The organism is Bartonella sp. CR127HXZ, assembly GCF_042194555.1.
GTDB classification, from domain to species: Bacteria; Pseudomonadota; Alphaproteobacteria; order Rhizobiales; family Rhizobiaceae; genus Bartonella; species Bartonella grahamii.
Window position 1 is genome coordinate 161,884 of the sequence record NZ_JBHIMZ010000003.1, and the last position, 14,970, is coordinate 176,853.

Here is a 14,970-nt window from a genome sequence, read left to right on the forward strand (position 1 = left end):
TCAATCAACCTTGCTATCCCCACTGATCTCCTCTTTGCTTGACATTTCAATAATATGTGCACCAGCCCGCAGCACATTTTCTAAACCTTCGCGGCTAACCGCAGAAAACATCATAACAGGTTGACCCGCAGCTCTTTGCAAAGCTTCTTGTTTCGTTTTACGCTCTTCAATTGTCAGAGTATCTATCTGGCTTAAAGCGACAATTTCAGTCTTATCACTTAGATTATTTCCATATGCCTCAAGTTCATGACGCACAATTTGATATGCTTTTGCTACATCTTCTTCTTGAGAAGAAATCAGATGAAGCAGTACGCGACAACGTTCTACATGTCCTAAAAAACGATCTCCAATTCCCACACCTTCATGCGCTCCTTCAATTAATCCTGGAATATCAGCCAAAACAAATTCACGACCATCAATACGTACAACACCAAGATGAGGATGTAGAGTGGTAAAAGGATAACCTGCAACTTTTGGTTTTGCAGCCGTTACAGAAGCTAAAAAAGTTGATTTTCCAGCATTAGGTAAACCAACAAGCCCAGCATCAGCAATTAATTTCAAGCGAAGCCATACTGCGCGCTCTTCTCCAGCCAAACCTGGATTTGCACGACGCGGTGCCCGATTTGTCGATGTTGTAAAATGAAGATTACCAAAACCGCCATTCCCTCCTTTTGCAAGACGATAGCGCTGCCCCACTTCCGTTAAATCACAGATTAACGTTGTATTATCTTCTTCAAAAATTTGCGTCCCAACCGGAACTTTAAGGATGACATCGTCACCCTTTTCACCCGTCATATTACGACCCTTGCCATTCCCCCCTGTTTTTGCTTTAAAATGCTGTTGGTAGCGATAATCAATCAGCGTGTTAAGCCCATCAACAACAAGAGCCCAAACATCACCACCCCGTCCTCCATTCCCTCCATCAGGTCCCCCAAATTCTATGAATTTTTCACGACGAAATGATACTGCTCCAGAACCTCCATTACCAGAACGAATATAAACCTTAGCTTGATCAAGAAATTTCATTGGAAGCACTCTCTGAGGAATCAATCTCTCTACCTCTATAGGCAATACATTAGTTTTACCAGTTTTTCATCATTGATAACAGAAAAACTGTCAATATCGCCGATAACTCTTTGAGAAAAAATCATCACATCTAAATAGGTTAAGTAAAGTTAAATCTTCTTAAAAGAAGGCGCTATTCTTGTATTTTTGTTTTTCCCTTAAATTCAAGTGCTAGAAGATAAAGCTCTACTGATTCTGATCGGCTTGCAGGCGGTTTAACATGATAGACTTTTTTAAAATGCTGTTTTAGTATTGTGAGAAGAGTGTTTTCTGCTCCTCCTTGAAAAGCCTTTGCTAAAAAATGTCCCCCAGGCTTAAGAACCGAAAGAGCAAAATCAGCCGCAACTTCACATAAATAAATCGTTCTTAAATGATCCGTCTGACGATGACCTGTTGTTGGCGCTGCCATATCAGAAAGAACCACATCCGGTTTTGTCCCTAAAGTTTCAATTAATTTCTGCGGTGCATCTGTATGCAAAAAATCCATTTCCAACATGGCAACTCTAGGCAATGGATCAACATGTAAATAATCAATACCAACAACGCTAGGATCTTCATCACTTGACCCTACTATACGCTCAGCCACCTGACACCATCCCCCAGGTGCTGCTCCTAGATCAATAACCTTTTGACCTTTTTTCAAAAACCTATAACGCTCATTAATTTCAATGAGTTTATAAGCCGCACGCGAACGATAACCATCTACTTTTGATTGATGGACATAAGGATCATTCAGATGCCTCTCTAACCATCGTCGTGATGAAGCTTTAATGGTTCCTGCTTTCTTTTTTACGCGCTGATATAATTCATGTGACCCTGAACCTCCGTAGCCACCCCTCGGTGTTTTTGTTGTTTTTTTCATCGTTATTCATTGTCTCCATATTTAATTCTCTAACGCTTGAAATCTCCGCTCTTTCTATGACGACACCATACCCTATCGCGTAACATCAGCTCTATCAAAATTCCTTCCCTTAATCCACGATCAGCAACTCTTAAACGCTGACTTGGCCAAACTTCCCGAATAACATCTAAAATTGCACAACCAGCTAAAACTAAATCTGCTCTCTCGCGCCCAATAAAAGGACTTACGACACGTTTTTCTATATCCCATGACAATAGGCGTTTTGTCATAAGAGTAATGTCTGCATCATTCATCCAAATGCCATCCACTTTTTTCCTATCATAACGCTCTAAATTAAGATACATTCCTGCTAAAGTCGTAACTGTACCGGAGGTTCCCAAAAGATGAAACTTCGAACCTTGCGCTAACTCTCCTAATTTATGACGATCTGAAAAATTATTTAATAACCCTCGCACATAGCTTTTCATTTTTTCAAAATCATCTAAGCTAATATCATTCCCTCCAAAACGTTCAGAAAGCGTAACAACACCAACAGGAAGAGAAGTCCAAGCGATAATTTGTCTAGCTAAACGAAAAGAACGCTTTTGAGAAACATCAAGTAGCACAATTTCTGATGATCCCCCTCCAATATCAAAAAGCACAATTGCGTCAGTATTTGGTTCAATAAGTGTACTACACCCTGTAACAGCAAAACGCGCTTCTGTTTGCCGATCAACAATTTCCAATTCAAGACCTGTCTCCTCCAAAACACGCTGAATAAAATGTTTACCATTTTCTGCAGAACGACAAGCTTCTGTTGCAATCAAGCGATAACGCTTAATATGCCTTTGTTTTAGCTTTAAATGACAAATCTTTAATGCTTCAATCGCACGATCCATAGCTCGTGTATTAAGAAAACCATTATTTATTAAACCTTCTCCCAATCTTACAATACGAGAAAAAGCATCAACAACACGAAAATATCCAGGCTTACTGGGAGATGCGATAAGAAGACGACAATTATTCGTTCCGAGATCAAGTGCTGCATAAAGAGGTGGAGACTTTACTGGAGGGAACCGTCGAAGAAAAGGCGCTTTGAGTTTTTTTGTTTTTTGAGCACCTATCATTATCTGACTATGAAACTCAAAAGCTGTCTCAGATTGAACAAAAGCCTGTTTCTGTTCATAATGTTTTTTTCTCTGTTGTCTCTTTATATCAACAAAAACAGAGTATGATTCTGTTCGTGACAATGCAGAACGATTATTTGTATTACTACCGCACTGATCATACAACTGATCTGCTTTGGTATCGTATATTTCTCCTCGCTTTAACTCTTTTGAACCATAGTTTAACGGGGTCATTTCTCTTATCCCTTGAGCGTTCCCCCCAATAAATAAACGCGAAAACTCTTCTTCTCATTCCTAAATAAAGCAATAATGCAGCATCAAAAATGCAGCATCAAATGATAAATACAAGAAATCATTCTTTCTTTGCCTATCATTAAAATTTTCTAAACTAGCATCATTCAGATTTTTGTATAATCTTTTGGTTGTTTCCGTGAAATCATGCTTCTCTTTATGAACTTAAAACTATAAATTAATCGTTTACGTTCGCATCAATTTTTATAAATTTTGCTCTTTTCTTTATACCATTTACACGGAGCACACTTCTATTGTAACAAACCTACATTATCATACTATTTGCTGACTCTTAAGGTCACAACAACCTATACATTAGTACGGTTTATAAAAAATTTTTTCTTTTTTCAATCTCGTTATCCACACACGAGCCTTATTTGTTGTATGCAATGAAATGGCTTTGATTATGCTGGAATAAAAGTTCCATAATACTACAAAATGCAATTACAATAGCTGTTATTTTGTGAATACCAATTAAAACTATCGTTCAAAAAATTCTCTAGGATTATAAATTTATCTGAAAAATATTAATGCTTAATCAGACCGCTCTAAAAATCCATTTAAAGCTTTAAAAAAGAATTTAGCCTACTTATTATTGTAAGGAATCTATCTTTTTAATTATTTTAAATCGAGTATTTCTAATCTTTTTTACTTCTAATAACTCACGAAACCACTCTTTAAGCTTTATGGAAAATACTAACTTTATTTTCTATTACATATAAAGAACTTATTGTGACTTTATATTCATAAAACTCTCACTCTTTCCAATAAATCAGCTCGATGTCATATTATATAAAAATTCTTACTTATTTGACCTTATAATTTACACTCAAAAATATAATACAACGATTTATGAAAAAATGACTCTTGTTAAAAATACTCGATGGATTCTAAGGACGTAAAGAATTAAGTGCTGCATTTAACCCTTTAAATGGTACAGTAAAAGAAAATACCTTTCCTTCTTTAAGTTTATAGGAAATACGTACTTTATTGTCCTGCTCTATTTGTTTAGTCAAAACCGGCCCTACAGGCGATTGTGCCAAACAAACGGTTTCATTGCATTGCGTATAATGAATAAGAACAGGTTTTTTAACACCTTTTACAAACATTTGAATCGGAACATTTATATCAGAATTTGGCAATGTTCGAAAAAGCATCACTGCTTGACCACTTGTCGTAGACACAAGAGACCAACTAAAAATGGTATTTCCTTCTTGATCATGAACAGTCTGTGTCACATTACATATACCTTGCTTATGTTTAAGCTTTTGTTTTTCGTCACAAATCAAAGTCCAGTCATAAAACTGCATAATAATTCGACGTGTTTCACCAGGTTCTCCCTTAGGTATCGATAAGTGCGGTGGATGCACTGTATAAATATTATTGTTCTCGTTAGCAAAGCTTTTGCTCTTGCCTATTAAGGCAAGAGCAAACAGAACCTTTACTAAAATACTTCTCTTTTTTACAATAACAGCCATTTTTTCTATTATCATCTCAACCTCAGAGTAATTCCAGCACCTATCCCCCAGTGACCTCCAGCACTCGTAATAGATACATTCGAGCGAATATTTCCATCTTCAGATGTATAACCAGCCCCAATAGCAAATGCGGATTGACTGCGCCACAAACCACTACCAAATGAAACACTTAAAGATCCTGGTATATCATAGTAACGTAAGTTGGACACCGCTAAACCAATCGCTGCTGCTTGTCTTGCTTCCTTGCGAACATCCTCAATAGCATAATTTAACGTCTCAAACTTCATATCCGTATAGGATTTCGCCTCGTTAACGCCATTATTAACTATAGTATTGACTTTCTCATCCGTATACTTATTGGCATCTTCAAGAACCGTCTTCATCTGCTGTTCTGTGTAATCATGTAACTGACCTCCATTAACAGCTTCTTTCGAATCCTTTTCAATCTTTCCATCCGCTACATTGTCTATTAACACTGGAGAACTATCATCTCCACCAACTAACGTAACTGTATTGGTCTTTTTACCTGTTTCATCTTTATCATATTGTACAGATCCATCCGTAACTTTAGTTTCAATATCCTTGACCTGATCTGTAATCATCTGCTGGGTTTCCCAAAGCTGACCTCCATTAACTGCTTCTTTGGAATCTTTGTCTACCTTACCGTCCTCTACATTGATAATCTTACTAGGACTCTTAACGCCCTGATCATCAACGTGAGAAGCATCATAGCTTCCTTTTTCTTCATTCCAATTCAGACCATTAGACGCAACATCCTTTTCAACTTCTTTTATACGATCGTTGATAGTGCTCATGCTGTCATTAACAACATCAAATGCTTCAGAGACATTATTACGCTCCTCTTTATCACCTTTCGTACCATCCTCATTGAAAACCTGAACGTAGAATTTGGGTCCTTGCCAGTTTCCTTCCTTATCATAACCAGCTCCTCCACCAAAATATGAGGCAAAGCTCTGTTGAAGAGTATAAATCTGACCTCCATTAATCGCATCCGTCGAATCTTCTGATATCTTTCCTTCCGCAAGGAACGTGATCTTGCTGTTGTCCTTTTTACCTTCCTTCTCATGCTGTGCTACAAACGCACCCGCATCATCACTCCACAACAACGCATTTTGCTCAATATTTTCTGAAATCTCATTATGAAGATTCTTGAAGACCTTATTGATACCGGCAAACGCGGCTGCAATGCTATCATAATCCTCCTCTTCAAAGCTGCCATCTTCTTGGAAAGTCATTAGCTTGAAACCTGGAAGAACCCAGCCATCACCATCATACTTAGCATCACCACCAAAATACTTTGCTAGCGACTGATTCAGATCATAAATCTGTCCACCATTAACCGCATCACTCGAGCCTGATGCTATAGAACCAGCCGAAAGTGATGTGATCTTGCTGTTTTCTTGCGTCACTACAACTTTGCCGTCGTCTCCTTCTTCCCTCTTTTCATGCTGCGCTACAAAGGCATGGGCTTTATCACTCCATAACAAGGAATCATGCGCAACTCCTTCTGAGACTTCCTTAATGCGAGCGTTCACAGTCTTGATATTATCATCAAGACCTGCAAAAGCGGTGCCAACACCTTGGAACGAACTCTCTGTCACAACTCCATCTGTGGCAATGTGCGATAATTTATAGGTTGGCTGTGTAAGAGATCCATTTGTAAATGCAGCATCTCCACCTAAGAACTTGGCAACATCCTCACCGATTGTATTAACCTGACCACCCGTGATTGCATCATGTGAATCCTTGGCAATCTTACCATCAGCAACATTATGGAGACCTACAGCTGTCTTATCTGTAGCTTTTCCTAAAGTCACATTCGCATAATCAATTTTACCATCCTTTTTATCGTAATGAACAACTGCTGATTCATCAGACTGAAGACTGTTGGAAAGATCCGTTAAACCTTTCTCAAGCTGACCTTTGTTAACGGCTTCATTATCCTTGGTCGCTGCCTTCACACCAGAAAGAGTCCGATCCGTACCTGCCTTATTGGCAATATTGATTTCACTGCCTTCTACTTCTTTACCAATATTGATAACCTTTGTCTTTTCATCCTGCTTAACAAGGCTATCGCCTACGACTTTGCTAATCTCCTTGTTAATCTCATTATGAATGTTCGTGAAAGAACTGCCAACGCCTGCAAACGCTTCCGCTACACTATTATAGCTCTGCTCTTCAACAGCACTACCATCTTCCTTGATTGTTTTAACCTTGAAACTAGGAGCAGTCCATTTCCCATCCTTATAGACAGCACCACCACCTAAAGACGTAGCAACCACAGTGCCCAAGGTATGAAGCTGTGAGCCATTAACGGCGTCTGTTGAAGTTTCACTGACAGCTCCAGCTGCAAGAGACGTTATCTTGCTGTTTTCTTGTGTCACTACAACTGTGCTGTCTTCTTTTTCTTCCTTCTTTTCATGCTGCGCTACAAAGGCATGGACTTTATCACTCCACAACAAGGCATCACCTTTAACCTCTTTCGAAATATCATCGATCTTTTGGGTAAACTTATTTTCTACATTCGTTAGATGCGTATTCACATTCTTGACACTCGTATCAAGACCAGCAAAAGCTGAACCAACATCGTTGTAGGGCTTTTCTGTTGCCGTACCATCTTCAGCAACATTTGAGATCTTATAAGTCGGAGCTGTAAAAGCACCATCTGCAAATGTTGCACCACCACCAAAATAGGTAGCAACGGTATTGCCTAGTGAATGAAGCTGGTCACCATTTACAGCATCATGTGAATCCTTGGCTATCTTACCAGCCGCAACATTATGCAATGCAACAGTGCCTGTTTTGGGATCTCCAAAAGTCACACTATTCTTATTAATTTTAGGTGCTGTTCTGGTAAGTGTACTGACCTCTTCTGAAGCTTCTTCCTCATCATAAAGAACTGCCACAGAACGCACTTCTTCAATGTCATCAGAAAGTTTTGTCACATTCTCATCAAGCTGTCCCTTGTTAACTGCTTCGTCGTTCTTTTCTGCATCCTTCACACCAGAAAGTGTCCGCGCCGTATTTTTATTATCGGCAAGAGTAATCACACCACCCTCTTTTTCGCCACCAATCTTGATTATTTTCTGCTCTTCATTCCACTTAACAAGACTATTACTTACCACATTAGTAATATCGTTTTTAACATTCGTGAAAGATGTACCAACATCAGCCAAAGCTTCTGCAACAGTATTATACTTCTTCTCTTCTTCAGTACCATCATCCTTAACAGTCTTAATCGTGAAAGTAGGAGCAATCCATTTGCCTTCTTTATCATATCCAGCACCACCGCCAAAATAACTACCAACCATTTCACTCATAGAATAAATCTGAGAGCCATTAATGGCGTCCGTTGAATCTGCTGCAATCTTGCCAGCCGCAAGCGATGTGATCTTGCTGTTTTCTTGCGTCACTACAACTTTGCCGTCGTCTTTTTCTTCCCTCTTTTCATGCTGCGCGACAAAGGCATGGGCTGTATCACTCCATAACAAGGAATCCTGAGCAACACCTTCAGACACTTCCTTAATGCGAGCGTTCACAGTTTTGATATTTGTATCAAGTCCTTCAAAGGCAGAACCAACATCGTTGTATGACTTTTCTGTTGCCGTACCATCTGTAGTAATACTGGATAAATTATAGATCGGTCCTTTAAAAATACCTTTCTCAAATGAGGCATTACCACCTAAAAATTTGGCAACATCCTCACCGATTGTGTTAACCTGACCACCCGTGATTACATCACGTGAATCCTTGGCAATCTTACCAGCGGCAACATTATGCAATGCAACCTGACCCTTGCTCGGATCTCCAAAAGTCACACTGTTTTGTTTCGCTTTAGGTGCTGTTCTGGTAAGTGTACTGACCTCTTCTGTATCTTCTTCCGTATCGTAGAAAACTGCTACAGAACGCACGTCATTAATTTCATTCGTAAGTGCATTCACATTTCTATCAAGCTGGGCTTTGTTAACCGCTTCGTCGCCCTTTTCTGCATCCTTCACGCCAGAGAGAATTCGAGCCTTACTATCCTTATCTGCAACAGTGATTGTCGTACCATCTTTTTCGCCACCAATCTTGATCAGTTTCTTCTCTTCATTCCACTTAACAAGACTATCACTTCTCATAGTGTTAATCTCATTATGAACACTCTGGAAAGAATTACCAACACTAGAAAAAGCATCCGCTACATTCTGATAAGTCTCATCAGTAATATGGCCATCAGAACCGATTTGTTTGACCTTGAAAGTAGGAGCTATCCATGCGCCTTCTTTATTATATCCAGCGCCACCGCCAAAATAACTACCAACCATTTCACTCATAGAATAAATCTGAGAGCCATTAACGGCATCTGTGGAATCTGCTGTAATCTTGCCAGCCGCAAGCGATGTGATCTTGCTGTTTTCTTGCGTCACTACAACTTTGCCGTCGTCGTCTTTTTCCTTCTTTTCATGCTGTGCTACAAAAGCATGGGATTTATCATTCCATAACAAAGAATCCTGAGCAACACCTTCAGAGACTTCCTTAATGCGAGCGTTCACAGTTTTGATATTTGTATCAAGTCCTTCAAAGGCAGAACCAACATTGGTGTGTGATTTATCTGTTACCTTACCATCTTTATCAATATTCGATAAGTTATAGTTTGGAGCTTGCCATTCGCCCTTCTCATTATAACCAGCACCGCCACCAAAATAGCCAGCAAACTGTTTTCGAAGATCATAAATCTGACCACCCGTAATCGCATCGCTCGAACCTACCACAATAGAACCATCAGCCAGCGATGTGATCTTGCTGTTTTCTTGTGTCACTACAACTGTGCCGTCGGCTTGTTCTTCCTTCTTTTCATGCTGCGCTACAAAGGCATGGGCTGTATCATTCCATAACAAGGAATCTTGTGCAACTCCCTCTGAAACTTCCTTAATGCGAGCGTTCACATTCTTGATATTATCATCAAGTCCTTTAAAGGCAGAACCAACATCGGTATGCGATTTATCTGTTACCTTACCGTCTGTAGAAACTGTCGATAAGTCATACTTTAATCCTTTAAAGTTTTTGCCATCAAAGGATACAGCGCCACCTAAAAGCTTTGATAAATCATCTGTGATGCTATGAAGCTGTCCACCCGTAACCGCATCGCTCGAACCTGATACTATAGAACCATCAGCCAGCGATGTGATCTTGCCGTTTGTCTTTTCACCTTCTTTTCCATGCAATGCTACAAAGGCTTTTGCACTTTCATCCCACAACAAAGCATCGCCTTGAACTTCTTGCGTAATATTCGTTAGTTTTTCAGTAAAATTTTTGACCTCATTCGTTAGATGTGTATTCACATTCTTGACACTCGTATCAAGATCAGAAAAGGCTGAACCAACATCGTTATGTGATTTAGTCGTTACCTTACCATCGTCAGAAACATTTGAGATGTTATAAGTCGGAGCTGTAAAAGCACCATCTACAAATGTTGAACCACCACCAAAATATGTCGCAACGTTATTGCCTAGTGAATGAAGCTGGTCACCATTTACAGCATCATGTGAATCCTTGGCAATCTTACCAGCCGCAACATTATGCAATCCAACAGTGCCTGTTTTGGGATCACCAAAAGTCACACTGTTTTGTTTCGCTTTAGGTGCTGTTCTGGTAAGTGTATTGACCTCTTCTGTATCTTCTTCTATATCGTAGAAAACTGCTACTGAACGCACGTCTTTAATTTCATTCGTAAGTGTATTCACATTTCTATCAAGCTGGGCTTTATTAACCGCTTCGTCGTCCTTTTCTGCATCCTTCACGCCAGAGAGAGTTCGAGCCTTACTATCCTTATCAGCAACAGTGATTGTCGTACCATCTTTTTCGCCACCAATCTTGATCAGTTTCTTCTCTTCATTCCACTTAACAAGACTATCACCTTTTACATTGGTAATATCGTTTTTAATATTCGTGAAAGATGTACCAACATCAGCAAAAGCTTCTGCAACAGTAGTATACTTCTTCTCTTCTTCAGTACCATCATCCTTAACCGATTTAACCGTGAATGTAGGAGCAGTCCATGCACCATTCTCATACTTGGCGCCACCGCCTAAAGACGTAGCAACCCCTGTGCCCAAGGTATGAAGCTGTGAGCCATTAACGGCATCTGTGGAATCTTTCGTAATATCTCCTGCGGCAAGAAACGTTATCTTGCTGTTTTCTTGTGTCACTACAACTTTGCCGTCGTCTCCTTTTTCCTGCTTTTCATGACGGGCGACAAAGGCATGAGATTTATCATTCCATAACAAGGAATCATGCGCAACTCCTTGAGACACTTCCTTAATGCGTGCATTCACATTCTTGATATTTGTATCAAGACCAGCAAAAGCAGTTCCAACACCTTGGAACGAACTCTCTGTCACAACTCCATCTGTGGCAATGTGTGATAATTTATAGGTTGGTTGTGTAAGAGCTCCATTTGTAAATGCAGCATCTCCACCTAAGAACTTGGCAACATCCTCACCGATTGTGTTAACCTGACCACCTGTGATTGCATCATGTGAATCCTTGGCAATCTTACCAGCCGCAACATTATGCAATGCAACCTGACCCTTGCTCGGATCTCCAAAAGTCACACTGTTTTGTTTCGCTTTAGGTGCTGTTCTGGTAAGTGTACTGACCTCTTCTGTATCTTCTTCCGTATCGTAGAAAACTGCTACAGAACGCACGTCATTAATTTCATTCGTAAGTGCATTCACATTTCTATCAAGCTGGGCTTTATTAACCGCTTCGTCGTCCTTTTCTGCATCCTTCACGCCAGAAAGAGTTCGAGCCTTACTATCCTTATCAGCAACAGTGATTGTCGTACCATCTTTTTCGCCACCAATCTTGATAACCTTTGTCTCTTCATTCCACTTAACAAGACTATCACTTCTCATAGTGTTAATCTCATCATGAACACTCTGGAAAGAATTACCAACACTAGAAAAAGCATCCGCTACATTCTGATAAGTCTCATCAGTAATATGCCCATCAGAACCGATTTGTTTGACCTTGAAAGTAGGAGCTATCCATGCGCCTTCTTTATTATATCCAGCGCCACCGCCAAAATAACTACCAACCATTTCACTCATAGAATAAATCTGAGAGCCATTAATGGCGTCCGTTGAATCTGCTGTAATCTTGCCAGCCGCAAGCGATGTGATCTTGCTGTTTTCTTGTGTCACTACAACTTTGCCGTCTTTTTCTTCCCTCTTTTCATGCTGCGCTACAAAGGCATGGGATTTATCATTCCATAACAAAGCATCGCCTTGGACTGCTTGCGTAATATTCGTTACTTTTTCAGTAAAATTTTTGATCTCATTCGTTAGATGCGTATTCACATTCTTGACACTCGCATCAAGACCAGCAAAAGCCGAACCAACATCGTTGTATGACTTTTCTGTTGCCTTACCATCTTCAGCAACATTTGAGATCTTATAAGTCGGAGCTGTAAAAGCACCATCTGCAAATGTTGCGCTACCGCCAAAATAGGTAGCAACGGTATTGCCTAGTGAATGAAGCTGTGAGCCATTAATGGCATCTGTGGAATCTTTCGTAATAGCTCCTGCTGCAAGAGACGTTATCTTGCTGTTTTCTTGTGTCACTACAACTTTGCCGTCTTTTTCTTCCCTCTTTTCATGCTGCGCTACAAAGGCATGAGCAGTTTTGCTCCAGTTCAAAGAATCCTGAGCAACACCTTGAGACACTTCCTTAATGCGTGCATTCACATTCTTGACACTCGTATCAAGACCAGCAAAGGCTGAACCAACATCGTTGTATGACTTTTCTGTTGCCGTACCATCTGTAGTAATACTGGATAAATTATAGATCGGTCCTTTAAAAATACCTTTCTCAAATGAGGCATTACCACCTAAAAATTTGGCAACATCCTCACCGATTGTGTTAACCTGACCACCCGTGATTACATCACGTGAATCCTTGGCAATCTTACCAGCGGCAACATTATGGAGACCTACAGCTGTCTTATCTTTACCACCCAAGGTGATATTCGCATAATCAACTTTACCATCCTTTTGTTTATCGTAATGAACAACTGCTGATTCATCAGACTGAAGACTGTTCGAAAGATCCTTTAAACCTTTCTCAAGCTGTCCTTTGTTAACGGCTTCATTGTTTTTCGTCGCGTCCTTCACGCCGGAAAGAGTCCGATCCGCACCAGTCTTATTGGCAATATTGATTTCACTGCCTTCTGATTTAGCACCTATAGTGAGGAGATGCGTTGTTTTATCTTGCTGAACAAAACTTTCGCCTTCCACCTTGTTAACCACATTGTTAACCTGCTCAGTCAATTTATTCTGAACATTCGTGATAGAACTACCAACTCCACTCAAAGCACTCGCAACATCAGAATAAACCTTATCTTCAGAAACACCATCATTCTTAACCGATTTAACCGTGAATGTAGGAGCGGTCCATTTACCTTCTGCATATCCAGCGCCACCGCCTAAAGACTTAGCAACCTCGCTGCCAAGCGAATAAAGCTGACTACCATTAACAGCGTCCGTTGAATCTGCTGTAATCTTGCCAATTCCAACATTATGCAATGCAACAGTGCCTGTTTTAGGATCACCAAAAGTCACACTGCTTTGTTTCGCTTTAGGTGCTGTTCTGGTAAGTGTACTGACCTCTTCTGTTGTATCTTCTTCTACATCGTAGAAAACTGCTATAGAACGCACGTCTTCAATATTTTTAGAAAGAGTGGTTACGTTTTCATCAAGCTGACCTTTGTTAACGGCATCAGTATCATCAGTACCTTTTGCCAATCCTGTTATCTTTTTACTGCCAGCACCAATACCAGCCGTCGTTATTTGCGGACCACCCGTAATCACTAAGCCGGTGGCATCTAGGGTATTTGTGCCTGCCTTTAAGCTCGTTAATGCAACATCTTGAGCTAAATCGAATTTTAACTTATTGTCTTCATCATCTTTTGCAATCTGAAGATTTGTGCTTCCAGCAGAAAAATCTACATCACCATCCATAAGAACAGTTGTACCATTTGCACCGCCAACAGAGAGTTTCCAACCGTTTTCTTTTACGAATCTTTTCATGTCCCTCAACTGTGCAACATTCACTGCATCGGTAGCATCACTACCAGCTGCTACGCCTGTAATTTGTCGCGTTCCACTCCCACTAACACTCATAACACCCAGTGTACTTTTCCACTGAGATATACCATTTGTTGCAACCTCATCCTTCATCGAAGGAGCATAACCAAAAACACCAGCAGCCCTACTGGCTATAGAACCTCTTCCTAGAGCAATACCATCTTCCACCGAAACTACAGAATTGGCACCTATAGTGATAGCTCCCTCTCCCTGTGCTTCCGAATAATATCCAAAAGAAATGCTCTCCTTACCAACTCCCTTTGCACGATGACCAATAGCAGTTGAACCATACCCCAAAGCCTTAGAAACAGCACCCACAGCCGTTGAATAATCACCCTCCGCGGTTGTATAATCATTTTCCCCGTGTTCGCTATTCGGATTATATTCACCACCTATTGCGAGACTACTTAGACCCATAGCGTGAGTCATGTAACCTATAGCAATAGCATACCTGTTTGTTGTCTGAGCTTTATGACCTATGGCTATATTATTGTCTTCTGTAGCCAATGTATCTCGCCCCAAAAGAATGGTGTCTCCTGCCGTCGCCTTTGCAGAGGAACCTATAGCAATACTATACTGCGCATCCTTCGTTGCAGATGCACTGTAACCAAGAACAATCCCCTGTGTTGCATAATTCTTCGCGCTGTAACCAAGAGCCATTGCATAATCACCAGCTGCAAGTACTCTATTTTTTTCATCAACGTCCTGCCCCTTACCACCACTAACTCCAACACCCCCAATTGCAATGCCATATATACCTTCCGTTTTTGCCCCCCGCCCCAAAACAACAGAACCATACGACAATTTCTCTGTTTCTGCCATAGCCCCGACAATAACATTCCAACCGTTACCACTTCTTGCACCATACCCGATAGCAACAGAACCGTTTGTGCCCACCGTAACACTAACAGACGCATTGTCACCAATAACAACACTAAAGTTGCTCCCTGCCACGCCAATCCCATCACCCAAAACAACATTGTTGTCTTTAGAACGTTGCATTCCCGTATTTCCACCCC

General features: G+C 40.5%; 4 protein-coding genes and 2 pseudogenes. All 6 read right to left on the reverse strand.

The window, feature by feature from the left end; translation table 11 throughout:
• Nucleotides 1-1,026, reverse strand: coding sequence for a GTPase ObgE (obgE, locus tag ACFIKY_RS03270; RefSeq protein WP_375636034.1), 1,026 nt, complete (start codon nucleotides 1,024-1,026; stop codon nucleotides 1-3).
• A gap of 172 nt (nucleotides 1,027-1,198) precedes the next feature.
• Nucleotides 1,199-1,927, reverse strand: coding sequence for an RlmE family RNA methyltransferase (locus ACFIKY_RS03275; protein WP_273790641.1), 729 nt, complete (start codon nucleotides 1,925-1,927; stop codon nucleotides 1,199-1,201).
• A 29-nt stretch (nucleotides 1,928-1,956) separates the two neighbouring features.
• Complete coding sequence (locus tag ACFIKY_RS03280) at nucleotides 1,957-3,267, reverse strand: Ppx/GppA phosphatase family protein (RefSeq protein ID WP_375636035.1); 1,311 nt, start codon at nucleotides 3,265-3,267, stop codon at nucleotides 1,957-1,959.
• A gap of 947 nt (nucleotides 3,268-4,214) precedes the next feature.
• Nucleotides 4,215-4,817: an invasion associated locus B family protein gene (locus ACFIKY_RS03285; RefSeq protein WP_375636036.1), complete on the reverse strand. Its 603-nt coding sequence runs from the start codon at nucleotides 4,815-4,817 to the stop codon at nucleotides 4,215-4,217.
• A pseudogene (locus ACFIKY_RS09390) lies at nucleotides 4,814-6,073 on the reverse strand (Vomp family autotransporter); the annotation flags it as partial. The pseudogene ACFIKY_RS09390 and the gene ACFIKY_RS03285, both read right to left, overlap by 4 nt.
• Nucleotides 6,074-6,103: 30 nt before the next feature.
• Nucleotides 6,104-14,953: pseudogene (locus ACFIKY_RS03290) on the reverse strand (hypothetical protein); the annotation flags it as partial.
• Nucleotides 14,954-14,970 lie beyond the last annotated feature (17 nt).

Bases quoted from the DNA above. Each gene is read 5' to 3' on its own strand.
- obgE (WP_375636034.1), bottom strand. From the start codon at position 1,026: ATGAAATTTCTTGATCAAGCTAAGGTTTATATTCGTTCTGGTAATGGA.
- ACFIKY_RS03275 (WP_273790641.1), bottom strand. From the start codon at position 1,927: ATGAAAAAAACAACAAAAACACCGAGGGGTGGCTACGGAGGTTCAGGG.
- ACFIKY_RS03280 (WP_375636035.1), bottom strand. From the start codon at position 3,267: ATGACCCCGTTAAACTATGGTTCAAAAGAGTTAAAGCGAGGAGAAATA.
- ACFIKY_RS03285 (WP_375636036.1), bottom strand. From the start codon at position 4,817: ATGATAATAGAAAAAATGGCTGTTATTGTAAAAAAGAGAAGTATTTTA.